This is a genomic window from Methanosarcina sediminis, from assembly GCF_052056915.1.
Classification (GTDB): domain Archaea; phylum Halobacteriota; class Methanosarcinia; order Methanosarcinales; family Methanosarcinaceae; genus MTP4.
This window is the reverse complement of record NZ_CP195119.1, coordinates 1,073,192-1,098,074: the sequence shown is the minus strand read 5'-3', so window position 1 is coordinate 1,098,074 and position 24,883 is coordinate 1,073,192. Positions and strand designations below refer to the sequence as shown.

Annotated in this window: 24 protein-coding genes; 15 read left to right on the top strand and 9 right to left on the bottom strand. The window is 46.2% G+C overall.

Features of this window, described 5'->3' with window-relative positions; all coding sequences use genetic code 11:
• Positions 1-157 precede the first annotated feature (157 nt).
• Positions 158-1,609: a dicarboxylate/amino acid:cation symporter gene (locus ACSAZK_RS04610; protein ID WP_440956229.1), complete on the top strand. Its 1,452-nt coding sequence runs from the start codon at positions 158-160 to the stop codon at positions 1,607-1,609.
• Positions 1,610-1,711: 102 nt separating this feature from the next.
• Here ACSAZK_RS04610 and ACSAZK_RS04605 read toward each other — a convergent pair whose 3' ends face one another.
• Complete coding sequence (locus ACSAZK_RS04605) at positions 1,712-2,344, bottom strand: TatD family nuclease-associated radical SAM protein (protein ID WP_440956228.1); 633 nt, start codon at positions 2,342-2,344, stop codon at positions 1,712-1,714.
• 23 nt (positions 2,345-2,367) lie between these two features.
• On the opposite strand from ACSAZK_RS04605, the gene ACSAZK_RS04600 reads away from it, so the two are divergent.
• The 7 genes from ACSAZK_RS04600 (at position 2,368) to ACSAZK_RS04570 (ending at position 6,696) form a co-directional block, all read left to right on the top strand.
• Complete coding sequence (locus ACSAZK_RS04600) at positions 2,368-2,580, top strand: hypothetical protein (RefSeq protein WP_440956227.1); 213 nt, start codon at positions 2,368-2,370, stop codon at positions 2,578-2,580.
• Between the two features lie 306 nt (positions 2,581-2,886).
• On the top strand, positions 2,887-3,249 hold the full coding sequence (gene rpl7ae / locus ACSAZK_RS04595; protein ID WP_440956226.1) for a 50S ribosomal protein L7Ae: 363 nt from the start codon (positions 2,887-2,889) through the stop codon (positions 3,247-3,249).
• Between the two features lie 32 nt (positions 3,250-3,281).
• A complete protein-coding gene (locus ACSAZK_RS04590) occupies positions 3,282-3,503 on the top strand; it encodes a 30S ribosomal protein S28e (RefSeq protein ID WP_048178143.1) in 222 nt (73 codons plus the stop codon).
• 20 nt (positions 3,504-3,523) lie between these two features.
• Positions 3,524-3,712, top strand: coding sequence for a 50S ribosomal protein L24e (locus ACSAZK_RS04585; protein WP_048178144.1), 189 nt, complete (start codon positions 3,524-3,526; stop codon positions 3,710-3,712).
• Positions 3,713-3,761: 49 nt separating this feature from the next.
• The gene (ndk, locus tag ACSAZK_RS04580; RefSeq protein WP_440956225.1) at positions 3,762-4,211 is read left to right on the top strand and encodes a nucleoside-diphosphate kinase; all 450 of its coding nucleotides are present in this window, start codon (positions 3,762-3,764) and stop codon (positions 4,209-4,211) included.
• Between the two features lie 155 nt (positions 4,212-4,366).
• The gene (infB, locus tag ACSAZK_RS04575; RefSeq protein ID WP_440956224.1) at positions 4,367-6,151 is read left to right on the top strand and encodes a translation initiation factor IF-2; all 1,785 of its coding nucleotides are present in this window, start codon (positions 4,367-4,369) and stop codon (positions 6,149-6,151) included.
• A gap of 125 nt (positions 6,152-6,276) precedes the next feature.
• Complete coding sequence (locus ACSAZK_RS04570) at positions 6,277-6,696, top strand: 30S ribosomal protein S6e (protein ID WP_440956223.1); 420 nt, start codon at positions 6,277-6,279, stop codon at positions 6,694-6,696.
• 188 nt (positions 6,697-6,884) lie between these two features.
• Here the strand turns inward: ACSAZK_RS04570 and ACSAZK_RS04565 are convergent, their stop codons facing one another.
• Complete coding sequence (locus ACSAZK_RS04565) at positions 6,885-8,681, bottom strand: SLC13 family permease (protein WP_440956222.1); 1,797 nt, start codon at positions 8,679-8,681, stop codon at positions 6,885-6,887.
• A gap of 295 nt (positions 8,682-8,976) precedes the next feature.
• A complete protein-coding gene (locus tag ACSAZK_RS04560) occupies positions 8,977-10,149 on the bottom strand; it encodes a hypothetical protein (protein WP_440956221.1) in 1,173 nt (390 codons plus the stop codon).
• 364 nt (positions 10,150-10,513) lie between these two features.
• Here ACSAZK_RS04560 and ACSAZK_RS04555 point away from each other — a divergent pair, with 364 nt between their 5' ends.
• Both ACSAZK_RS04555 and ACSAZK_RS04550 read left to right on the top strand, forming a co-directional pair.
• Entirely contained in the window at positions 10,514-11,827 is a 1,314-nt protein-coding gene (locus ACSAZK_RS04555; RefSeq protein WP_440956220.1) for a COG1470 family protein, read from the top strand.
• Positions 11,828-11,880: 53 nt separating this feature from the next.
• A complete protein-coding gene (locus tag ACSAZK_RS04550; RefSeq protein ID WP_440956219.1) occupies positions 11,881-12,465 on the top strand; it encodes a hypothetical protein in 585 nt (194 codons plus the stop codon).
• Between the two features lie 108 nt (positions 12,466-12,573).
• Here ACSAZK_RS04550 and ACSAZK_RS04545 read toward each other — a convergent pair whose 3' ends face one another.
• The 5 genes from ACSAZK_RS04545 to ACSAZK_RS04525 all read right to left on the bottom strand — a co-directional run bounded on the left by ACSAZK_RS04545 (position 12,574) and on the right by ACSAZK_RS04525 (position 17,962).
• Positions 12,574-13,263, bottom strand: coding sequence for a winged helix-turn-helix transcriptional regulator (locus ACSAZK_RS04545; protein WP_440956218.1), 690 nt, complete (start codon positions 13,261-13,263; stop codon positions 12,574-12,576).
• A 307-nt stretch (positions 13,264-13,570) separates the two neighbouring features.
• Positions 13,571-13,978, bottom strand: a complete 408-nt coding sequence (locus ACSAZK_RS04540; protein WP_440956217.1) for a pyridoxamine 5'-phosphate oxidase family protein — start codon at positions 13,976-13,978, stop codon at positions 13,571-13,573.
• Between the two features lie 818 nt (positions 13,979-14,796).
• Positions 14,797-15,408 (bottom strand): pyridoxal 5'-phosphate synthase glutaminase subunit PdxT, encoded by a 612-nt coding sequence (gene pdxT, locus ACSAZK_RS04535; RefSeq protein ID WP_440956216.1) that lies wholly within the window; start codon positions 15,406-15,408, stop codon positions 14,797-14,799.
• A gap of 178 nt (positions 15,409-15,586) precedes the next feature.
• The gene (pdxS, locus tag ACSAZK_RS04530) at positions 15,587-16,483 is read right to left on the bottom strand and encodes a pyridoxal 5'-phosphate synthase lyase subunit PdxS (protein WP_440956215.1); all 897 of its coding nucleotides are present in this window, start codon (positions 16,481-16,483) and stop codon (positions 15,587-15,589) included.
• A gap of 420 nt (positions 16,484-16,903) precedes the next feature.
• Positions 16,904-17,962, bottom strand: coding sequence for a phosphatase PAP2 family protein (locus tag ACSAZK_RS04525; protein ID WP_440956214.1), 1,059 nt, complete (start codon positions 17,960-17,962; stop codon positions 16,904-16,906).
• Positions 17,963-18,315: 353 nt separating this feature from the next.
• Here ACSAZK_RS04525 and ACSAZK_RS04520 point away from each other — a divergent pair, with 353 nt between their 5' ends.
• The 5 genes from ACSAZK_RS04520 (at position 18,316) to ACSAZK_RS04500 (ending at position 23,214) form a co-directional block, all read left to right on the top strand.
• Positions 18,316-18,768 carry a hypothetical protein gene (locus ACSAZK_RS04520; protein ID WP_440956213.1) on the top strand — a complete coding sequence of 151 codons (453 nt, stop codon included), beginning with the start codon at positions 18,316-18,318 and terminating at the stop codon, positions 18,766-18,768.
• Between the two features lie 168 nt (positions 18,769-18,936).
• Positions 18,937-19,893, top strand: a complete 957-nt coding sequence (locus ACSAZK_RS04515; RefSeq protein WP_440956212.1) for a dienelactone hydrolase family protein — start codon at positions 18,937-18,939, stop codon at positions 19,891-19,893.
• Positions 19,894-20,186: 293 nt separating this feature from the next.
• Positions 20,187-21,251 carry a metal-dependent hydrolase gene (locus ACSAZK_RS04510; protein WP_440956211.1) on the top strand — a complete coding sequence of 355 codons (1,065 nt, stop codon included), beginning with the start codon at positions 20,187-20,189 and terminating at the stop codon, positions 21,249-21,251.
• 254 nt (positions 21,252-21,505) lie between these two features.
• The gene (locus tag ACSAZK_RS04505; protein ID WP_440956210.1) at positions 21,506-22,582 is read left to right on the top strand and encodes a metal-dependent hydrolase; all 1,077 of its coding nucleotides are present in this window, start codon (positions 21,506-21,508) and stop codon (positions 22,580-22,582) included.
• A gap of 131 nt (positions 22,583-22,713) precedes the next feature.
• Positions 22,714-23,214, top strand: a complete 501-nt coding sequence (locus ACSAZK_RS04500) for a hypothetical protein (protein ID WP_440956209.1) — start codon at positions 22,714-22,716, stop codon at positions 23,212-23,214.
• A gap of 982 nt (positions 23,215-24,196) precedes the next feature.
• Here ACSAZK_RS04500 and ACSAZK_RS04495 read toward each other — a convergent pair.
• The gene (locus tag ACSAZK_RS04495) at positions 24,197-24,508 is read right to left on the bottom strand and encodes a protease inhibitor I42 family protein (RefSeq protein WP_440956208.1); all 312 of its coding nucleotides are present in this window, start codon (positions 24,506-24,508) and stop codon (positions 24,197-24,199) included.
• Positions 24,509-24,883: the final 375 nt, after the last annotated feature.

The following is a 24,883-nucleotide window of genomic DNA, read 5'->3' as shown; positions in this document are numbered from 1 at the left end:
TTTTTCTTATTATCTTCTTTTCCAGGTAAATATTTTTATTATTTCAACTCAATCTACTTGTAGGCAAAAATCTTATTGTAAGCTATGTATGAGCCTGAAGGCCTTTATGAGACTAAAGACCTGGTCTTAAAAACGGCTTGAGAATTCGTTATTTGCCATGCCTGGAATTAATTCCAAATCCAACCATATTGAACAGCTTCACCCGCGTTCCCTTAAACAGCTCAGCTACCTTATGCGTGACCTCCTGAAAAAACGGCTCTGGCTCCAGATCATGGTCGGGATGGTGCTGGGGATTTTGGTCGGGCTGATGCTCGGGCCTTTCGGGGGGCTGCTTGAAGAGGAAACGGCTTATGTAGTGGGAGAATGGCTTTCCCTTCCGGGGTATATTTTTCTCCGTCTCCTGCAGATGATAGTTGTGCCCCTTATCTTTGCTTCCATTATCCGGGGGATTGCCAGTGGTTCGGATAGGGAACATCTCCAGAAAATAGGGGGTAGGATCCTTGTTTACTTCCTCTTTACAACCAGCACCGCTATCCTGATAGGGCTCGGGATTTCCCTTTTTATCAAGCCGGGGCTTTATATCAGTGGGGAACTCGTCCAGAGTAAGCTCGGAGCTCCTGCGGTAAATGTTGTGAATAACCAGACAGTCCCTGAACCTACCTTCGGCAGCGTACCCATGCTTATCGGGGACCTGGTCCCGAAAAACCCTCTGGATGCTATGGTTAGCGGGCAGATGCTCCAGGTGGTTATCTTCTCCATCATTGTGGGAGTCGCCCTTGTTTCCATGGTCCCCCTGCAGGCAAAGCCCCTGCTTGACCTTATGGGTTCGATCCAGGAAGTGTGCATGACAGTTGTGAAGTGGTGCATGCTCATTGCCCCTATTGCCGTCTTCGGGCTGCTTGCGACTTTTACTATGAAGCTTGGAATCGACACGCTTGTGGGAATGGCGCTGTACGTGGTCACCGTACTTTTGGGCCTGTTTTTCCTGCTCTGTTTTTATCTCCTGATTGTGACCTTTATCTCAAGGCGTAACCCTATCTCGTTTTTAAAGGACGTGCGCGAAGTTATGCTTCTGGCTTTTTCGACATCCAGTTCTGCAGCTGTAATGCCCATGTCCATCAAGACCGCTGATGAAACTGTAGGGGTCAGACCTTCGGTTTCCCATTTCGTAATCCCCCTGGGTGCGACCGTGAACATGGACGGGACAGCTCTTTACCAGGGAGTTGCTGCGGTCTTCCTTGCCCAGGTCTTCGGGGTTGAACTGGGGTTCTTTGAATTTGTCCTGATTATGATAACAACGGTTGGCGCTTCTATCGGGACTCCTTCCACGCCGGGGGTGGGGATTGTGATCCTTGCTACGATCCTGGGCAGTGTGGGAATTCCCACGGCGGGAATCGCTCTGATCATAGGGGTTGACAGGATTCTGGACATGAGCCGGACTGCGGTTAACGTGACCGGGGACCTTGTTGCCTGTACGGTAATGGACCGGTGGGTAGGAGGCAAGCTGAGCGCACAGGCCGAACTTGCAAGGGAGTCCAGGAGAGATTTCAGGAGGAAGAAGAGCGGAGAGGATGTGCTGGTGGATGAGGTTGTCGAAAGCTCAGAATGAGTTTCTCCTGTTTTATCCCATTCCAGCCTGATTGCTTCTAACTATCCCTTCAAAAATCGGGTTCAACAATTTCTTTCAAAAAATCGGGTTCAAATATCTCTTTCAGGAACCTTCATCAAGCTGTTCTTTTGCAGTTTCCGATAATTCCCGTACATGAAAATCCGCGCCCAGATCCTCTGCAAGCTTCCCGCATTTTTCCACATCAATCCCGGGATAGTCGACAACCGTTGCCCTTACATGAATTCCGGCTTTTCTCGCCTCGATGATAAAAGTCAGCACCGCCTGGTAAGCATTTTCGTGTACCGGACGGCAGAGCTTATTATATGTATCTTCGGATTCGGCGTTCAGGCTGACGGAGATTGAATCGATTCCCGCAGTTTTCAGTTCAAAAACCACGTCCCTCTCAGGCCAGATAAGTGAGGCATGTCCGTTTGTATCGAGCCTGACCTTTATCCCTTCCGGCCGAGCCTTCAGCCAGCGGGTCACTGCAAGCACGGTATCGAGCCTGAGTATCGGTTCCCCGAACCCCGTGAACACGATTTCCCTGTATTTTGCAAGGTTGATTTTTTCAAGGGCATCAATTATTTCTTTTTCCGAAGGTTCCTTTGAAAGCCTGAGGTCATACCCGTAGACCCCGTCCGCAAAGTTCCGGACGCAGAAGACGCAGTCTGCAGTGCAGCGGTTTGTCACGTTAAGGTAGAGGTTATTGTGGGCTTCGTAGTAGAGGGTATCCATATGAATCTATCATTTACTGGTTTATGGTTAATAAGGACAATAAGGACATATTTACTGGTTTTTACTGGTTTATGGTTAATAAGGACAATAAGGACATATTTACTGGTTTTTACTGGTTTATGGTTAATAAGGCCATATTTACTGATTTATGGTTAATAAGGCCATATTTACTGGTTTATTGTAATGAGGCCACGTTTACTGGTTTTTACTGGTTTATGGTCACAAGGACATTTTAAAGATATTTTTTCGTTGCTTCATTGTTAATGTGAATCTATTTATATAGGGTCCTGGTTAGATTCTGTCCGTATATTCAGGGCTTAAGCCGCTTTTCAAGCAGAAAGTTTATAGGCAATCATGTACTTCTAAGGTTCTGTTTGCGGCATTTAGCTCGCAGCATCTGTATTTCAACTAATCTGCTTTGCGCATTGAAGCACTTCAAGTTCATTTTTCGGATTTGATTTTCAATGCTAAAAGAATCTGTGTTAAAAACCAATGAATGATGAAAAATTGCGGAAATCGCAATTTCGAAGGAGACTATTACTATGGCACAATTCGTTAAATTCGATGTTCCAGAAGAACTCGCAAATAAGGCTCTGGAAGCTCTTGAGCTCGCCAGAGATACCGGAAAGATCAAGAAAGGAACCAACGAGGCTACAAAAGCTATCGAGCGGGGCAACGCAAAGCTTGTTTTCGTCGCAGAAGACGTCGAGCCCGCTGAGATCATTGCTCACATTCCGCCTCTTTCCGAAGAAAAGAACGCACCGTACATCTACATTAAGAACCAGAAGGAACTCGGTGCAGCCAGCGGACTTGGTGTGGCCTGTGCAACTGTTGCAATCACTGATGCAGGAAAAGCAGCTGAAGTTGTCCAGGACATCGCTCAGAAAATTGAAGCTCTTAAATAATTTTAAATGAGCTAATTAGTGGGGTGCCAAGAATGGCTGAAGAAAGTACAATTGGCGGCTTTGCCGCAGAGGTCATTGACGTAATCGGGAACACCGGTATGCATGGAGAAGCAAGTCAGATCCAGTGCAGGGTTCTTGAAGGCAGAGACAGAGGCCGTGTCATTACAAGAAACTGTGTGGGCCCTGTCCGGATCGGTGACATCCTGATGCTTCTGGAGACCTCAAGAGAAGCTAAGAAGCTTACCACCAGGTAAAAGCGGTGCGGTGAGAAAGTATGGAACAGAGAAAATGCTATTTTTGCGGAGAAATGCTGGAGCCCGGTACCGGTAAGCTCTATGTCAAGAAAGACGGCTCTACCTATTACATGTGCTCTTCCAAGTGCATAAGCAACTTCAAGCTGGGCAGGCTTCCGAGACGTACTGTGTGGACCGAAAAAGGCAGAATCCAGTTGAAGAAGGCATAAGAACAACCAGGATAGCCGTATTTTATAAGGCATAGAACAAGGTGTACACATGGAACAGACATACGTTATGGTAAAGCCGGACGGAGTCCAGCGCGGGCTCGTAGGGGAAATTGTCTCCAGAATCGAGAAGCGCGGCCTGAAAATCATTGCCATGAGGCTAAACGTGATCGCTGAGGCTACTGCAAAGGAACACTACGGTGAACATGCAGAAAGGCCTTTCTTCCCTTCCCTTATCGAATTTATCACCTCCGGTCCTTCGGTATCGATGGTAGTTGAAGGCAAAGACGCAGTCAAAGTTATGCGGGCCGTAAACGGGGCTACAAACCCTGTGGAAGCCGCTCCCGGGACAATCCGCGGAGACTTTGCTCTGGATGTAGGAAGAAATGTGGTTCACGCCTCCGATTCTCCTGAAGCCGCTGCAAGGGAAATTGCAATCCACTTTAAGGATTCGGAAATTGCGGCATATTCCAGGATCGATGAGGTCTGTCTGTACGAGTAAAACAGGTTCATCAAAGCCTTTCGTGTCCCGGAGCCTTTCGGGCACGAATCCATGCCTTTGCCTGTAAGATACCTGCAGAACGGGTCCTTTCAGGATAAATCCGGGACCTTCCGAACCTGCAGCAGCTGGATGCCAGAATGAGGAGGTTTTTGCACATGACTGATAAGAAAAACCTGAGAACTCCTATTGTCTGCGTAATGGGGCATGTTGACCACGGGAAGACAACCCTGCTGGACAAGATAAGGGGGACCGCGATTGTTAGCGGAGAAGCCGGTGCAATCACCCAGCATATCGGGGCAACGGAAGTCCCAATGGACGTGATTGTCGAGAAACTCGGAGACCCCAAGCTTCGGGACCGTTTTATGGTGCCGGGTTTGCTCTTTATAGATACTCCCGGGCATCATGCCTTTACAACTCTCAGGAGCAGGGGCGGCGCGCTTGCAGACCTTGCGATTGTGGTTGTGGACGTGAATGAGGGCTTCAAGCCCCAGACTTACGAAAGCCTGCAGATCTTGAAGCGTTTCAAGACTCCTTTTGTCATTGTCGCAAATAAGGTTGACAGGATCAACGGCTGGAACCCTAACAGGGACATGCCTTTTGCTGCCACTTTCAAAAAACAGAGTGAACAGGTCCAGTCCCTGCTTGACAACAGGCTCTATGAAGTCATAGGTGAGCTTTACAACCAGGGCTTCGCCGCGGACCGCTATGACAGGGTTACGAACTTCCAGAAAGCTCTCGGGGTCATTCCCGCAAGTGCTGTTACAGGTGAGGGCATCCCGGATGTTCTGATGGTGCTTCTAGGGCTTGCCCAGAGGTTCCTTGAATCAAACCTGGAGTACAGTGCAACGGGCCCCGGAGTGGGTACCGTGCTTGAGGTCAAGGAAGAAAAGGGCCTGGGTGCGACGGCGGATGTAATCCTTTACGACGGCACGTTGAAAAAGGGCGACACTGTTGTGATTGGAAGTCTGGGTGAGCCTATCCAGACCAAGGTAAGGGCCCTGTTAAAACCCAGGGAACTTTCCGAAATCCGCTACGAAAGCAAGTTCAGGCAGATTAAAAAAGTGACTGCTGCGGTGGGTGTGAAAATCTCGGCTCCCGGGCTGGATGATGCCCTTGCAGGCGCTCCCCTCCGGGTGGCTGATGAGGAAACCCTTGAAGAAATCGTTGAACAGGTAAAGTCTGAGATCGACGAGGTCAGGATTGACACGGATTCCATGGGGGTCATGATCAAAGCTGATACGATCGGGTCCCTTGAAGCCCTGGTGCATGAGTTCCAGAAAGAGGAAGTTCCTATCAGGAAAGCCGAGGTAGGAGATATATCCCACAGGGATGTGGTTGAGGTTTCAACGGTCGAAGATCCTCTCTATTCGGTGCTTATCGGCTTTAATGTCAAGCTCCACGCAGACTCTAAGGAGTTTTTGCAGGGAGCCCAGGGAAGCAACGTGAAGGTGTTCACTAACGATGTGATCTACCGCCTGATCGAGGATTACCAGGAATACGTGAAGAAGCAGCAGGAACTGGCCGAAAAGAAGATTTTCGAAACAATCATCCGTCCGGGCAGGTTCAAGATCCTTCCGGGCTGTGTCTTCCGCCAGAGCAAACCCGCAGTAGTCGGGGTCAGGGTGCTCGGCGGGGTTGTCAGGACAAATACCGACGTCATGCTTGAAAACGGAAATGCCGTGGGCAAGATAAAGGGCCTGCAGTCCGCAGGGGATAATATTTCCTCTGCAAGGGTAGGCATGGAAGTTGCAATGGCAATTGACGGGGCAACCGTGGGTCGTCAGATCAAGGAGGAAGATTATCTCTTTGTCAACGTACCTGAAAGGCATGCAAAAGTCCTTGAGCATGAGATTTTCGAGTCCCTGTCCTCTGATGAACAGGAAACCCTGGAGCGTTTCCTTGAAATCAAGCGCAAGGGCAATCCTTTCTGGGCTAAGTGACGGCTGGGGATTCGGATTACCAATAATAATTCAAAATGCAGGACAATATAAGGATGCAGGTAAAGGCAATTTAAGGCAAAGGAACCTGATGAACTATTAGATAAATCTGATATTGGAGGATTCACATGGCAAATTTCAAAGTTGTAGTTTCAGATCCGAAGGAGGCGCATGCTTACCAGATCGATGTGAAGGATGCTGAAGCAAACGCACTTATCGGAAAAGCAATCGGTGACACCGTTGACGGCTCCCTTATGGGCCTGACCGGTTACAAGATCCAGATCACAGGCGGCTGTGACGGCAGCGGTTTTGTTATGAAGCCGGACCTTCCCGGGCCCAGGAGACAGAGAGTCCTGGTGGCCGTAGGTGTTGGCTACACCCCGAAAACAAAGGGGCAGCGCAGAAGGAAGATGATGCGCGGCAAGGAAATCGCTCCGGATATCGTCCAGGTCAACGCCAAAATCGTTGAATACGGCGAAAAGTCCGTCAAGGCTCTGCTTGGCCTCGAACCCGCTGAGGGTGAAGCCGCAGAAGCTCCGGCAGAATGATCCGGATAAAGTCCAAAATACTATAGTTAAAACAAGAAAAAGAGTGATTGAAAGGTCACTCTTATATCCTTTTTTATTTCCGTTTTTAAATTACTTTTCTTCTTTAGTTTCGTTTCAGTTTCGTTTCTTCAGTTTCGTTTCTTCAGTTTCGTTTCAGTTTCGTTTCTTCAGTTTCGTTTCTGGCATGCTCAGAAACTGTATATCAACGGGGTGAGCAGGATTACGACAAGGCTTACCAGAATGGTGAGGGGGAGCCCCACCTTGATGTAGTCCTTTGCAGCATACCCCCCGGGTTCAAAGACCATGAGGTTTGTCTGGTACCCGGCGGGGTTGAGGAAAGAATAGCTTGTCCCGAGCATCAGGGCAACCGCGAAAGGCATGAAACTGGTCCCGAGGTCTCCTGCAATAGAGAGTGCAATTGGGAACATGAACGCTGCCGCTGCGGCATTTGTGATGACGTTTGTCATTATGATGCAGCTAACGAAGACCACTGCAAGCGCCACATACGGGTCGCTTCCCCCTATGCTTGAAATCAGGTTGGCGAGAACGTCCGCAAGCCCGCTTTCCGTAACCGCCGCCTCAAGCCCGACGGCGCATCCGAGCACCACGACCGTGTTCCATTCAATGCTCTTTGTCGCCCTCCTGATGCTCATGCAGCCGGTCGCAAGCATGGCAAAAGTTGCCAGAAGTGCTGCATTGAAAATCGTCAGCAGGCCGAGTGCAGCCGCTGCGACCATTGCTCCGGTGATAACAATTGCGGCAATAGCCCGGTCCGTCCTCTTTACCCGGTAACCTCTAAGGCGCTTGACAATGATAAACTCGGTTTCGTTCCGGTTATGGTAGAAAAATGAGTCTTCCACCTCAAGCACGGCACTGTCCCCTGCCATGATCCGAACTTCCCGGAGTGGGAGATCCAGTGGTTCTCCTGACCTGGAAATTGCCACGATTGCTGCCTCATAAGGTTCTTCGGTCTCAGGGAGGTCTTCAATGCTACGGCCGACAAGCGAACTCCTGGGCGAAATAACCACCTCCACAAGGCGGTGCCGGTGCCTCTCGGCCTGCATCGGGAAGAGGGTGTTGAGAGGGGTGAGCCCGATGGTTGCCCAGAGTGCAGGGAGCCCGTCGGCATCGGTGAAAAAGGTCAGGATATCCCCCGGCCTGAGCACGAAGGAAGGCTCTATCAGGTGTTTTTCTTCTTTTCCCCTCCGGACCGAGTTCAGGGAATACCCCGTAGGAGAAGCGAAGCCGGCTTTTTCAAGGGTCTTTCCCGCAAGGTAGGAATCTTCCTTGATTAAGAACTCAGCCCTATAGAGCCGCCTTTTTATCTCCTCTTTTCCCTTTATGTCGTGTTTGGGAAGGAGTTTTGTGCCGATGAAGAAAAGGAAGACAATGCCGGCAATGGCTACTGGAAGCCCCACGAGAGTCGGCACGAAGATGGTTATCCTCTCCAGCACGGGGGCTCCGGGGTCGTTTTCGGCAATCTGCTCGAGCACCAGGCCTGCAATGATCAGGTTCGAGGAGGTACCAATGAGGGTGGAAGCCCCTCCGAGTATGGAAGCGTAGCTCAGGGGGATATAGATTTTCGAAGAATCGAGGCCTGTGGACCTGGAAAGGTCCCTTACCACCGGGATCATCATGGCAACCAGCGGCGTGTTATTAAAAAATGCGCTCCCGGCTGCCACGGGAGGCAGGATCTTGAACTGGGCGCCGAGTATTGATTTTGGCAGGCCCACAATCCGGTCCGAGATCATCGTGATGGCTCCGGTGGAGTACATCCCCTCGGCAATCATGAAGAGTACGGCAACGGTCAGCACGCCCTGGTTGGAAAAGCCTTTCAATAAATCTTCTACCGGAGCAAGTCCGAAGGTTATCGCGGCTGTGAGGGCTCCAAGGAAGATTACGTGAGCCGGGAGTCTGGAGAATAAGAGCAGTGCAAAAGTAGCTGCAAGAATCCCTGCGGTAGTCCAGGCTTCAGATGTCATCATAAATGCTCACCCCCGGCTCACTCTCCCCTCATTGAGTGATGCTTTCCGGGATTTCAGCCGACCCTTATAGTCCCTGATTATCCCATTCATTATTATATTCACTATCTTATATTAGGCTGCGCTTAACATTTTTCAAGCCACTTTTCACAGGTATTTTATTTTGCTATTATTTCATTCGTACACTCTGAAAGTTCAACTTTTAGGAAAATAAACGATGGAGGTATGGTATTCTGGCTTCCTTAGGAAAATAAAAAATTAGAAGGGAAATTACATCCAAAAATACATATGAACAACCTTACTCATCATACTCTGAGCCTGTCCACCGGACACAATTTGAATTGCCATGGAATCCCGGAGTATATGCATTAAACGGATCTATTTGAACCCACATTGGTTTGGCTTCAAAGCAGGTAAGTCCTAACCGCTCTCCACTTCTCGCTTCGTCTTGTGAACAGTGCATGAAAGAACCTGTCCAGACCGTAAAATTACTTCCTCCACAATTTTCGGAAAGAGGATTGATATTTATTTCCCATTTGCCCTTATCCTGGATATAATCACTCTTGTCATTCATACTATAGTCCGGGATTATTATTGACCACATCGAAAAGACCGTTTTACGTGACAAGGTTACGCTAATTGTAGTTTTGCCACGTCCGTCATATGGTACAGCATCAAACATCTCACGGGTACCCGGATAGTCACAGTAATTCCAATTATGAGTTATGTAACCGTAGTAATTTAACCAATAATTATTGTACTGCTGATGACCTGGCATCATGCTAAATTTACTTCTCAGCATGAAATAATCTTTTTCACTATTTGTTTCTCCAGCATCCCAGAACCATTCGGTAGTCGTATTGTAATTCCCATAGGGTGAATATGTATAATCGTCGGTGCACGTATTTATCCGACTCCAGCCATGCCAGTCATTACCCAGCAGAACCTCACATACATTAGAAGTTTCTTGATTCAAGGTGGCAGGTTCGGTGTCTATGGTACTAAACCACTTGTTTGCTTTTGAAATTGCGTCCCCGTATCCCTCTAAATCCTTACTGCAATATCCCCTATACTCCTTTATCTCCCCATCAGGCAGAATCTTAAATCCGTAAGCTACCAGCTTGGTATCATTTGAGATTTTAAAATCCTCGGTTACACTTACATATCTGGAAGGTATTTTATCTCCGGAGTGCACCAGGAACGTATCTATAAGTGCTTTTCTTTGTTCCACAATATTTTCAGCACAGAGACTTTTACCCTTAGTCAAAATTATAAAGTTTTCAGCATTGTACTCATAAGGAGTTTCATTGTTTCCCAGGTCTGATTCCACTGCATCTCCAGTATTAGCCACAGCCATGCCGGTAAAGGTGCACATAACCAGCAATACGGCAATTCCCAATTTTGCAGTTCTTAGTTTTGCATTCATTTCTTCTTTACCTCTTTTCTTTAATCCAGAGGCAGAATCAGGCAAGCGTAAGTCTTCGTAAAATTAACATAACCATGTCTTTGGGTATGAAGTTCAAATTTTTCCCGGAAAGTACTTTTGAACTCAATAAACTATTTTTCACCAACCCTTTATATGTTTTCTGGCCAAATCATCAAACTATCAAAAAGAAGGTTGATTTGTGGGTGTATTTTTCTGTAGTATTACTTTCCTTGACAAACAGTTTGATGGATTGGATAGAAATTATATATAGATGTGAAAATATGAATCATCTGAGTATTTACCTTAAGGCAAAACCGTGTCGACTTTAGCTTAAAATTTAATTTATGTTCGCTGGCTTTGCTTTTGGGAGCCCTGTGGGAAAAATATGAAGAAATGGAGAAAATTAAGAATGATGGAAAGCAGAAGAATACGAATAGGAGAGCTAATTGTTGCAATGATGCTTGTGAGCATAGCATTCATGCCCGCCGTTAGTGCAACGGGAGTTGAAGTGCATTCAGCTCCAGCCTCAGATATGGTCATGATTGATGAGGTGGTAACAGCGAGCTCGGATTCCGGTTTCAATCAGGATGTGGATTTTGCAAAACTCCAGATCAACCCACGTCATTCAAGCACCCAGTTGAAACCTGGCAGCAGTGACAAAATTACTGTAACTGTCACAAACAGGGATAATAAAACCATTACATTGGAACCCCGGGTTGTGCCGTCCCCGTACATGGAGAATATCTTTGAAGAAAGCTGGGTCACCGTAACACCTGCCGGCAAAGACCTCGAACCGGAGGAAAAGCAGGAATTTACTATTGAGGTGAATATTCCGGAAGATGCTGATATCGGGAACTATGGCGCCGAGATCGCATTCACTGATGATGTAATGCAAACCCCCTATCCAACCCCCTATCCCCAGTATATCAATACCATGAATCTTTTTGTCGATGTCTGGACCCCTCCGAATATCCAGATCCAGACGTCATATCTCAGGGACCGTGTCAGGGCAGGGGATGAACATGACTATGAAATCAAGCTCAAGAACGTAGCTGACAGGGATATTGCTATCGATCCGAAAATAAGTGACGAAAACCAACGGTATCATTATGGTCCGTATGGCACGATGGATCCTGCATTTGATGATGATGCAATCACCATTACCGCCCCTTCCATCGTAAAAGCAGGTGAAACAGCTGTTGTCAGGGTGCATCTTGAAGTTCCCGATGATGCAAAAGGCAGATATAACGGAGCCATTGACCTGAACATTGATGATCCGTCCATACGTGAATGGGAAGGTCAAATCCAGATGGATTTCGAGGTGTGGACCCAGCCCAGCGGACCTTACACAAAGGCTTTCACTACCAGGACCGAAGGTCCCATTACCATTGAAGTGTCATCCAATGACCACAATTATGGTATGTGGATGGGTGCAGGCAGTCAGGACGAGAAAGATGAGGCATCCTTTGACCTGGCACTTGAAGGTGAATCAGGTAAGGTCGAACTGAATCTGGTTAAAACAACCTACAGTGGTACTGTCAGTCTTGGAGCATCTGACTTTCCTCCCTGGGAAGTGGACGGAGCAGGGATCTATCGAGATGCTGTCGAGGTCTACACGGAGACTTATGAGGCACCAGGTGCCATCGGAGACTGGACTCTCGGCATACTTCCGACAAATACGCAACAGTTTACTTATTTAATTACGATCGGGGCTGTTGAATGAACACGCGGGTACGGGCGGAGTAACGCCCTGCCTTTCTTTTTCAGGAGATATTTATGGACCATCTATCAAAGTTGTTCACGGCTGCATTGGTCGTAATGTTCCTCATAGCCGGTGTTGTATGCATCAACGACTCTGAAAACTCGTCCTCTAACTATGCGATTACATGGGTGGGCACACCCCCGGCAGAAAGTGCCATGATCGAGACAAAGCTCAAACAGCAAATAAGTCCCTACCCTGGTATGGAATATGATAACGTTACGCTTAGCGCATCGAGAGAAAATGATAAACTCCGCATACACACGATCGCTGAGTCCTCGGCTTCCAGGTATCCTGACCTTTATGACTTCACATACCGTGACGGTGACCTGATACAGGTCGGATATCTCCTTGAAGCCATTCCCGAATCTGTCCGGACCGAAGCTATTGGCGTTGCTATGCAAAATGAAGGTATCGCAAACGCTTTGAGTACCGATACGAATGCATACGCTGTTTCATCCGTAAAACGGATCCTACCTGAGACCTCGGAAAAGTTCTATTCCGGAAAGACCCTGATAAGTGTGACATGGCTGGATTATTCGGTATCCGCGCTGATTGACATGGACACAGGGGAAGTGGTTCAGGTCTGGAACGGACAATGAGAAAAGTGGAGCAGAAGTTTTTAGTGAACTACTGAATTTGTGTCCTGTTTTGTGGAAGGTGTCGGAATGTAAATTCCGGAGGAACAATAGTTTAAGCAAAAAAGTAGATTATTCAAAAAATCTCACGTACGTTTTTTCGATCGTATTCAGATAAACAGGATTTATACTGTATATCGTATTCTTTCCCTCCTTATTTTCTTCAATAATGTCTAACTCCTTTAATTGCTTCATATGCCAGGAAATTGTACTTCTGGAAATTCCGATTGTTCGGGCAAGGTCCATGTTGGTGTTGCATTCTTCCTTTAATATATTCGAAAGTATCTTTCGTGTCATCTCATTTTGAAAAGCTGAAATAACCTGTTTCTCTTTTTCATCGTATGTGGAATTATTCTGGAAATATCGGACTTTTCCGCAATAACACTGGGCTTCGATCATGTTTTCCATTTCGAGAATTTTTAGGTGGTGGCGCAGAGTCCCCCTGGTCAGGCCCATATTATTTGCAATTTCGCTTACATAGGCCCCGGGTCTGGCTTTGATAAAGGTGTATATGTCTTTTCTTTTCAGGTTCCCAAGAGCGTTTGAATGGTCCACCACCCGGTATCCGGCTATTGCGAAAATAATTTTTGTTGGAAATAAAAGGTCAAGCATGGAGGAGATTTGCACCAGGGCCAGCCAGAGCAGGAACTGCCAGTAGACTGTAAAGTCCCTGGCTAATGTTACTTCTTCTCCTGCCCTGGATACTCCAAATTCATCACCAGGTGCTGGGCTTACAATATATTCCGTAGCCTCAGCTGTCAATATTAAAAATAAAGAGAGAAAGCAAAGGAGACAGAGTTTCCTGTAATTAATGCAGTGCAACATTTTCACATTGTCACCAATTAGAGGTTAGAATCCGGGCATATATAGTTTCTCTCCAAAGTATCAAACTGTCAGCCCCATTAATTATTTCAAAAATTTTTCATGAAATATACTGGATTGTCGGAAAAAAGGAATGGAGTTCCTTTGTCAGGAACATTTTTTTCAAAAAAGGAGAGATTGTGAGGACGTTTTTTCGTCCTCCGGGTCAGATAAAATCGTAAATTTTATAACTTGGCTCTGAGGGAAATCAGAGAAGCTGCGTTCCTGCTTCATCCCCTGACTTGCACTGGTAAACTTCCGTGATCTTCATGACGGCAAGGGCTTTTGCCGGGAACCTGTCTCCCATGGACTTGACCATTTTGTACATCTTCTCGTATTCTTCGCCTTCGGTCTTGATCTCGAAGTCTCCTTTGATCTGGTAGCAGCCCTTAATTTCAGGTCCCCATAGATAGATTGCTCCCCTCGGGTTTTCGTCGAGGTTCTTGCGGGTCTTGTAGAAATAGTTGTCTGCAATCCAGATGGTCTCGTCGTCTTCCTGGAGCTTGCAAAAGCCGATCGGTATGACATTCGGTTCCCCGTCTTTTGAGGCGGTTGCAAAGGGGAAAATTCTCATTCCTGCGAAAGCTTCTTTCATTTCTGCTGTCAGTTTTACCATACTCTTCACCTGCGTAGAATATTTTTTTACTAATATACTCAAGCTCTGGATATAAATATTCAGGTGTGAAAAATATGGTGAAGTAGTGGTGCAGTAGGTGGGGGAGATAATTCGGTAATTCTGTATTATTCAATTGCTGTTTTTGATAAAAAGAATAAAAATGGCTGACTATAGATTTTAGTTACAACCCCCATACAACCGGAACTAGCCTTATCGTGTCTTTTTTGTCCCCGGAAGCCAAAGGCTTCCGGCTTTTTCAGAATGAATAATGGTAAAAAACAATAGCAGAACCCCGAGAACCCCGAGAACCCCGAGAACCCAGCAAAACACATCAGAAAATAAAAGAGAATCATAAGTAAAACCACGCTAAATCGGCGTTGAGGCTAATAAAACAGAAGTAATACAACCTGAGGAATAATTTTTTCTAATCTCTTTTTCACATCTTTTTGTGAGGGCCGCCAGGCAAGCTGGCGGAGGCACTCTCCATTCAATCTAATTGAAAAACGGTTGCCAGGGTACTTTTTATCTTAAAACTGAAGAACTGGCTCTGGATCAGATGGCATGTTTCCATGACCTGGCAGGTATTCATCCGATTAAAATAGAGAAATGGCAGCAGAAAGGGGTTTCATTTTCAAGGCCCTAAATCCCTTCCCCCATCTTAAGTGAAAGTGAAAGTTTAACCACCGAAAGCACTAAATACACGGAATAAAGAAATAAGGCACAATCCTTCCGTGCTTTCCGTGTCTTCCGTGGTTTTAATTTAAGTACAAATATTTACTTTCGGGAGAATAGTTCGGTAAATTTTAATTCTCTGGGTTTTAGTTCGGCCGGATATATCTGAAGACCTTGTCCAGGAAGTACTGGTGAATGCGCATATCGTCGGTCAATTCCGGGTGGAACGAAAGTGCCATTACATTCTCCTGCTCTGCCGCAATTATAAAGCCGTTAAGCCTGGAAAGCACTTTCACGTCCGGCTCGCAGCTTACGATTGCCGGAGCCCGGATGAAAATGCCACTATAGGGAGAATCGAGAATATCAACATCAAGCTCCGCTTCAAAAGACTCCCTCTGCCTTCCAAAAGCGTTCCTGTTTACCTTAGTGTCCATGACGCCGAGCAGTTCCTGGCTGGTCTTTTCCACCTGTTCGTCCCCTTCTTTTGCAAGCACGATCAAACCTGCACAGGTCCCGAGGATCGGAACTCCCTTTGCAGCCGCTTCTTTCATTTCCTCTGCAATCCCCTCACGAGCAAGCAGCCGGCAGAGTGTCGTACTTTCCCCTCCCGGGATCACAATCCCGCTGCACTCCGGGACGACGCCTTTGTGCTTGATCGCAACAACTTCAGCGTACTCACCCCTTTCGGAAAGGGCTCTTTTCAAAGCATCAACGTGTTCGGAAACTGCTCCCTGGATCGCAATAACACCGATCTTCATTGAAAACACCATTTTGTGAAAATTAATTCCTTATTGTTGGATCAAAAATTATAAAAAAATTTAATAATTTTTTCTTACAAACCTGCAAGAAATAACCCATTTTTAAAAAAATTAAAATTTTAGCCCTCTTGAGCGAAGCGAAAAGGGCGCGCGCTCCAGAAGCGCTGATCTGGCGTGGTTACCAGCCGCGTTCCTGAAGGGCTTCTTCCCTGGGGATCGTGTCGACGCTGATGCCTTTCATGCCACTGCCGATGCCCTTGGAGATTTCGGCGAGCTTTGCGGGGTCGTCGTAGTTGTTGACGGCTTCGACTACGGCTTTTGCCATCTTTTCCGGGTTTTCGGCTTTGAAGATTCCTGAGCCTACAAAGACACCGTCGGCGCCAAGGCGCATCATGAGGGCTGCGTCGGCAGGGGTTGCAACTCCGCCGGCTGCAAAGTTAACGACAGGGAGACGCTGCATCTGAGCGGTTTCGAGCACGAGTTCGATAGGGGCTTCGATATCCCTTGCGACCATGATCAGTTCTTCCTTGGTCTTTCCGGCAAGTTCCCGGATTTCGCCCTGGATCTGTTTCATGTGCTTGACAGCCTGGCTGACGTCTCCTGTTCCGGCTTCTCCTTTGGTCCGGATCATTGCTGCGCCTTCGTTGACTCTCCGAAGGGCTTCTCCGAGGTTCCTGGCTCCGCAGACGAAGGGTACGGTGAAGTCGGTCTTGTCGATGTGGAAGTAGGGGTCGGCAGGGGTCAGGACTTCGGACTCATCTACCATGTCCACGCCAAGCGCTTCAAGGATTCCGGCTTCCACGAAGTGGCCGATCCTGGCTTTTGCCATAACGGGGATTGTGACGGTATCGATGATCTGCTGGATGATTTCGGGGTCTGCCATCCTGGCAACGCCGCCTTCTTTCCTGATGTCGGCGGGGACTGCCTGCAGAGCCATGACAGCAACTGCGCCTGCTTCTTCTGCGATCCTGGCCTGCTCGGGGGTCGTTACGTCCATGATCACACCTCCCTTCTGCATCTTAGCAAAGCCCCTTTTGATAAGTTCGGTCCCGTGTCTCAATTTTTCAAAGTCCATGAATGTCATCCTCTTGGGTTTTAATATTAACAATAAAATTCATTCTACTGGTGGAAAAGCTATCAGGTATATATCTTCGGTATATTTATCTTCAGGTATATTTTATCTGGTATATCCTGGAAATTGCAGGCTTTCGACTGCAATTTTTATTTTGCTGTTTCTCCTGTGAATTGTGAATACGCTCAATAGTTAAAAGCTTTATTTAAGGATTCCTTCGTCCGGCGGATAAGGATAAGAAAAAATCCTTTTTTGAGCTTATTGTGAACTTAAATTGTTAGCCTTGAGTTTTTCTTTTCTGGCATTCTGAAGGGAATTTTTATGGTGTTATTTTCGGAGATGTTATCTCAGTTGATAAATAATGTATGAGAATGGAAGTGATCAATTTTTCTATTGTTTTTTCCTCCGTTCTTTTATGCTTTTTTATGCGTTGTTTTCTCTGTTGTATCCTGAAAAATTTTCTTTCCCGTACAGTCCGAGCCTGAAACAGATCTCCACGGAAACCCACACCGTGAACGCCGGGACAAAAGCTTCTGTAAATTCAATCATATTGGGGCCGAGGGAGCTGGCAGCTCCTGTAATATCGATCGCAACAGCCGTGATGAAGGCGGCTGCGGCAAAGTTCAGGAGTGCGACCAGTACGCGTGAGATTCGCTTTCCTCTGCTGCCAGCATCGTTGGGGAGCCCTTTTCGTATGACCAGGAGGTATGCTGCGTTTGTCCCTGTGAGAAAGCCAGCCAGGTCCGGGCCTATCAGGGCCGAGGCTGTGAGGAGCAGGGGGATGATGAACATGAAGGCGTAAAACAGGATGTTAGGGGACCTGGTTGCGGGAAAGAAACTTTCCTTCCTGAAAAAAGCTTTACATACAGGGCTCTGGAGAAAACCGGAGAATGCAATCAGCAGGAGCAGCCCCAGGAAGGCGCCTCCGATCACGTCTCCGAGGAAATGCCTGCCCAGGTACATTCTTGTGAAAGCCATAAGCAAAACGACTGCCGGGATTATTTTCCAGATTACCTTCCTGCCGAAAACCAGGGCAGCTCCTCCCCATAATGCCGTGGTTGTGGAAACGTGTCCCGAAGGAAAGCCGTAAAGGGCGTAGAAGGGATATGAACCGCCAGCCGTAGCTTCAGCCCGAAATGTTTCGAGCACCTCTCTATCCGGAAGCCCGAAAAAACTGCTTGCCCCTTTCCCGGTAAAGGGGGAAAGGTTCGGCTCTCCGCTTTCAAGGTTCAAGACCCTCGAATCCACATAATAGGGCCTTGGCATGGCAAAAACTACCTTGAGCACCTCCGTGATTGCACCTGTCCAGAGCAGCAGCTGGAAGAGGAGAATACCCCTGCGAAAATCGATTCCGAATGTTATGGCGATTATTATCGCTGCATAAAATGAAGACGAACCCATGGAAGTAACCAGGACCATGAGAGATGTTAGCCAGTCGCTTGCAAGCGATTGCAGGTACAGTATCGGTTCGGTCTGGAACAATTAAAAAACTCCTGATCCTTTTAAGAAATTCCTGATCATTAATTAAAAACGACTTTTGTTCCAAAGTCTGCAACTGATAAAAAAGTTTCTGATCATAGTTCGTGAAATTGTGGTTTGTGAATACTGGTGTTTGAATGTTCATTTTGTTAGATTCATTTTTTACTATGTCAGGGATCTAAACGGTTTTTGCCTGCGAGATCAGTTTTATATTCTTCCTGTGTGCAATATACTTTGCTCAGTAGAATAAGCACCATACCAGCAGATTCCATATTTTCAGGTCTCATATTTTCGGGCCTGGCAACCTGTTTCCCGGCAATATTTCATTGCCAACCCATAAAGCAGAGGTAGATTGTTTGAGACTGGACCGGATAGACGACACCCGCAGGAAAAGAGCAGTTATCATTCTCCTTGCAGCCATTCTTTTCATCTCGGTTAAGGGTTTTTTGTCCCCTGTAGTGGATGTCGGTTTTGTCCTTCAAAAAGAAGTCGTCGGAGTTGAAGAGGGAGAAAAGGTAATCATCTTCCGGAGTGGCTTTGAAGGGGTCTCGGTTCAGGATCTAGCCTGCGGACAGTTGCTTCCCGGGGATTCCGAAAACCTCCAGATCAACGAGTCCATGGAAACCGAACTTAAAACCAGGTATCCTGAAATCGAGTACGTTGTCTTGATGCGCCTCTGCGTGGAAGACGAAATCCGGGAGTGCAAGGTAAGCAGAGAGGACTTCAACAGGCTGGATATAGGGGTGGTAGCCAAGTATGAGGTCTACAGGTCCGAAAGGGATGTCATAAAACGGATAATCGAAATCTGAGAATTTCTCGCCAAAAGTGTGGGCATGCAAGCTCCTGCAGGGCGGAATCGGGGAGAAAAGGATCTGGGTGGTTTTTTTCGGGAGTTTCCAGTTTCCAAAAAAAGTTTATTCTTTTGGTTTCATATCCCTAGTATATATTTCTCGTATGCACGATAAACTGGGGGCTATATGAAATCTATCAAAGCATTATCCCTTAAAGCACTATTCCTTTTTCTTCTAATGGCGAGTCTGCTGGCGGTTTCCGGGTGTACGGATACCGCGGATTCTGACTCAATGGGAACAGATTCGGAAGATGATGTTTCTCCGGGTGACGATTTGACGGAAATAGTTTCCCCCGGTGCAGTTCCAAAGGACAACGATTCCTCGGAAGCCGGTCCTGACGAAACCCGGAGCTATGAATTTGTGCAGGAACCACGGACCGTTACGGTTGAAACCCCCGATGGGGAAGCCCAAATCCGGATCGTTACCGTGGATATCATCAGCGAAGGCAGGAACTACCCCGCTTACACTGCCGCCCCGGCCGAGGAGGGCAAATACCCGGCTGTGGTCCTGCTCCATTCCTTCAACGGTTTCGTGCCCGGTTACCGGGAAATGGTGGACAGGATGGCTGCGGATGGCTTTGTGGTAGTCGCCCCGCAGTGGCAGACCTACTCGATCTCCCCGACCGATGCTGAGGTGGAATCCGTGGTAAGGAGCAGCACCGAATACCTGCAGGTCAGGGAAGATGTGGACTCAGAAAGGCTGGGCCTGACAGGTTTCTGTGCCGGGGGAAGGTACACCATGCTCTACCTTCCCAAAATCAAGGAGTTCAGTTCGGGAGTTGCCTGGTATGGTTTCCCCTACACTAGCGGCTCGATGAACCGGCCTGAAAAACCCGCTGAACTGGTCGAAAGCCTTGAAGCCCCGATGCTGATCATCCATGGCAGCCGGGACCTTGCAAGTGACATCTCCAACATCTACAAATACGCCGGAGAACTTGACGCCGCTGACAAGTATTTCGAACTGAAGGTGTACCAGGGAGAGCCCCACGGTTTCATGATCGACGACAACGGAAGTATGTCAAAAAGCTCCGTCGCGCAGGACGCATACCGGGAAATGATTGAATTTTTTGAAAGGACGCTTTGAATCGGGAATTTCCCTTTTCTTCTTTTTTGAAGATTGTTTTCAGGCTTGTTTTCAGGCTTGTTTTCAGGCTTGTTTTTAGAGTTGAGAATCTATATGAGCGAAGGTTCATTCTGGTAGACTTCATTCAAAATATAGGTCATTCTAATATCTTTTAAAGTTCTTAAACTGTATTTCACAAGCTTAATATATGGGTATTACGGTTTTTATTTTCATTATATTATTTTAATTGTTTATGCTTTTTGTAACTGTATTTTGTGACTGTACAATAAGCTGTAAACCCGGAATGAAAATACATGGTAAATACTCTCTCCCACCTGGGAATTGGCCTCTTAATTGCCCTCGCTTTCGGTCTCAAAGGAAAGGGTCGCTGGACAGTAATGCTCCTCTCAATTCTCCCTGACCTCGACTATCTCACCTATTCGGCTTTTACACTCCTCAGCGGCAGCTTAAGCCATGAAGCCCGAAACCAGCTTTTCTACCTGCTGGGGCACAGGGAATTTTCGCACTCAATCTTTTTCGCCCTGATGGTGATGCTTCTCGTCTGGCTCAAAACAAAGAACAAGCGTTTTACTGCAGCAGCTTTCGCAGCCATTTCCTCCCATATTTTCCTGGACTACACCACGAGCGCGAAAATGCGTATATTATACCCGCTTGTCACCGATGCTTCGGTCCTAAGAAGCACTTATTCCTTCGACCCCCTGGTAAACATTCTTCCCCTACTGCCCCTAATCCTCCTGGCTGCGGAATACCTGAAAAGCAGGGGCAAATGGAATGGGAAATGGAATAGGGATTTCGACAACTTTTCCTCTCTTGCAAACCCAAAGGGGAAAAAGTTCTACGCATCCGTCCTCGTAGTCCTTCTGGTCTGGGTTATGTTGTTCCCGGCTGCAAAAATCTTCCTCATCGATCACATCTCAAAAGCCGAAGGAGCCGAGATTAGCTACAAGGAAACTTACCCCATATCCCCAACCAGATTCCTGGCAGCATATTCCTATAACGATACCCACTACAAGCTTATGGAAGTCAGCTACCTCTCAGGAACCGAAAAAAGCTTCTATGTCGAAAAAGTCTCCGTGAACGGCGACATCCCTGATGCCGCAGCCTACGTTGAACGAGCAGCGAAACTCTACAATACAAACCCTTCTCAGGAGATCGATTATCCGGTCTACACTGTTTCGGAAGAAAAAGGTAAGGTTACGGTTTTACTTAGCGATGCCAGGAGTCCGTATGTTGAAAACTGGCCTTATTTTGATGTGGTTTACAGGTTCGTTTTTGACAGGGAAAGCGGAGATTATGAGGCATATTTAAGCAAATACGGAAGAAAGGAAACGAAGCTTGGCGAGAACCGTTTTGAGTAACCCCGGATAAAGTGGCAGAAATTAAAATGGAGAATCGAGGAATTCAGCAAGTACATCCCTTTCTCTCCCCTTTCTTTTATCTACTAATATCCTTTTAATTCGCTTTCACTTCATTTTCTTTTCATTTTCTTTTCACTTTCTCCCTCTCCACCCGCTCAAGCAGACTGAAATCAGAGGAATTTCAATAAATATAATATAGTTTCTGCCCCCTTCTTTATGAATATAAAACAACTGTAATTGGGACTGGGACAAGCATGGTAAACACGATCTCTCACCTCGGCGTAGGCCTCCTGATCGCCCTCGCTCTTGGCTTCAAAGGAAAAAAACGGTGGACAATAGCCTTCCTGTCCATCCTCCCCGACCTGGACTTCATCCCGCACATGATCTTTTTCGCGGTTAGTGGAATTCTTAGCCATACAGCCAGAAACCAGCTCTTTTATGTCATGGGCCACCGGGAGTTCATGCATTCCCTGCTCTTCATTTCCCTTGTCACGCTTTTCCTCTGGTTCAGGACAAAAGACCGGCTCCTGACCGCAGGCGGGTTTGCAGCCCTTATTGTCCACTTTTACATGGACTACGTCACAAGCTGGAAAATGCGTCCCCTTTACCCTTTCAACACCGATTCCTCAATCCTGGGGGCCATTTATTTCTTTGACCCGCTGCTTAACCTCCTCCCCCTGCTGCCCCTCTTCATCGCGCTTGTGGATGAGATGAAAAACAGGGGAAAATGGCAGGGGAAATTCAACGGTTTTTGCGCCTACGTGAAAAGAAACGACGATAAGCTCTACGCCGCCCTGATCTTCGTGCTCACCCTCTGGTTAGCCGTAGCACCTATTGCAAAAGTCCTGGTGGTTCAGCACATTTCCGAAGCCGAAGGGGCTGAAATCAGTTACCAGAACAGCTACCCCGCATCCACAGGCAGCTTCCTCTCAGCCTATTCGTTTAACGATACCCACTACAGGGTCCTGGAGACCACCTACTGGGGAGGAATCGAAAGGAGCACTTTTGTCGAAAAAATCTCCGTTTCGGGAGATGTGCCGGACGGTTCCCTCTACGCGGCAAAAACGGATAAACTGTACCGGAGTGGGGTTCCCCGGGATATCGATTATCCAGTCTACAACGTTTCCGGGAACAACGGCTCAGTTACGGTTGTGCTGAACGATGCCAGGAACCCTTATGTCAGGTACTGGGCTTATTTCGAAACGGTTTACAGGTTCGTGTTTGATGAGGAGAACGGGGAGTATGAGGTATACGCGAGTGTGCACGGGGAAGAGGAGGAGAAGCTGGCTGATAACTGGTTTGAAAGGGAGATCGTTAAGTTGATTTCTTGAAATTTCAAATCTTATTTTTTATTTTTTGGCTGTGCTGGGCCGCCTGCATGCACTTCGCCAAAACAACTTTGTTTCTATCAAATTCACTGATGAACACGTTGCATATTTCCATAATTGAGAGGGAAAACTGTATGAAACACTCACACTTACTTACTATTTTTTTACTGGTCTTTACATCAACTACTGCCTCAGCAACCTCATGGCCCCCAGAAGTGTTAGAAATTTCATATCAGGTGGATCATTCAGACCGAATTATAGTTGGGTATGTAAGTAATATTGAACAGTTTGGAAATCATACTGTCGTAACAATAAAAGTCGATGAGTGGCTGATGAACCCTCTGCCTGAGGAAGAAATTATTGTGGTAACGGAAATTGGCACCGGTTATGAACTTGTGGGTGAGCCAAAATTTACTGAAAATGAAACAGTAATTCTGATGCTTGATGATGTAAACGTCAGTGAAAACAGATTCAGGGTTGGATGGGGAGAATTTGGAAAACACCCGATATCTGACAAAGAGGCAATTTCGAGGGAGATAGCTAAACCTGAAATCCCATTTCTTGAACTTACAGGAGGTCTGGCTGCCCTGGTTACTGTTTTTTTGATATACTACTGGTATAGAAATAGAAAATGAAACCTTCTGAATTTTTAAAGAAGTAGGAGGGGTAGATATGCGGCAGACAAATAAAGTAATAGTCAGTAGCTTTCTCCGATCTTAGCGAAATGAAATTTGTAAAGCAAAAATAGCTTGTTTGGAAAGGAAAACACAAGAGAAATCCTTCAGGCTATTATGAGCTCAAAGGACCTGAATGATTTTAAAGTGCTTTTGGATGAGCTACTGTGAGCTACGAATGAGCCAGTAGTGAACCAGTAACAGGGTTTCTGATTCAGCTTCTTTTTTGCCGGGATTTCCTGGAGTCATCATTCATTTTTTTTTAAGCGAATACATAAATCTTTTTTATATTTTAAATCATATCGGGGCTCACCTGAAATTCTGAAAATCCTCCAAAACAAACGTATTTTCACCCTATTCAAAAAGCAATTTCAAAAAAGCTCTGTAAAAAATCAATTTTCTATTTTTAAACTTTACATTGCAATTTAACATTTATTTATATATGCTTGTTAAATGCCAACGAAAGCTATATAAGTGAACTTCTTGAAAGCCGTGGGGTTCAATTTTTCCGGAAAGAGATATCGATGAGCTACGATGGACCAATAATGAACCAGTGATGAACCCGTAATGAACCAGTAACAGGGTTTTTGATTCAACTTCTTTTTTGCCGGGATTTTCTGGAATAACCGCACTTCGTGCGGGACAAGAACGGTTGTATGAGGTATTCCGGCCGCCCTTTTTTTTGAAGTTTCAATCTGAGAATCCCTGTTACTTTTTTCATTTTTATGGTAAATAACCTCTTTTGAAACGGTTTGTCGGTTATTGTTAAGTCGATTTCTTGAGCTTTGTGGGGGGTAGGGAAGGATAGGAACTTGCAGGTATAGTGCTTCACACAAGCGGCTTTAAAATCTTATTTTTATTTATAGAAAATCTATGTAAAATAGGTTTAATTGTATACAATTATCAAAAAAGGAAAAGTAAATGGTAGAATAAAGCCATATCATCATTTGATTATAACAAACCTTTGTTGCATTTGATTGGGTTCCAATATGTCAAGGGGGTGAGAGAACTTCACACTATGGAAAGTAATTTTACCTTCACCTTTTTCGACTGCAACAAATTTGAAGAGGCTAGTTCCCCCGCTTCCTGACCTGACAGGCTGATCCGGTGTATAGCTTGACTCCACAAAATAAACACAATCAGGCATCTCTGACAGTAAGCAGTTATAGCCAGTTGAAGGGTTCGAAGGTATTGATATTTCAATTATGTCCCCAACTTTTGCATTCATTGGCGGTAATAAATCCACTTTTTGCATTTCTTTATTCCTCCTTTAGTTTAACTCTATCACCTTTGTCCGGAAAATTACGGTTCAAAAAACTCTTGCAAATTTATTTTATTTATGGGATTATAAGTTAAAATTTAGATTCAAATATATCGATCTGATATTACACATTACACATTATAAATTACATATCATTGTATAATGTATGTCCAGTATGTTTCACCTCTTTTTGATTTTGTTTTTCGTTATCATGTAACCCGCTTTCCATATTAGAACTTCAGAGTTTCACCATTTTTTGTTGTTGACTCTCAACATCTTGTAAATTTGTTGGAATATATATGTGGATTGAAACCCGATATGGTGAATATGAAGTTTCAAGAACGATAGTATCTGCTACTCAAGGAATTT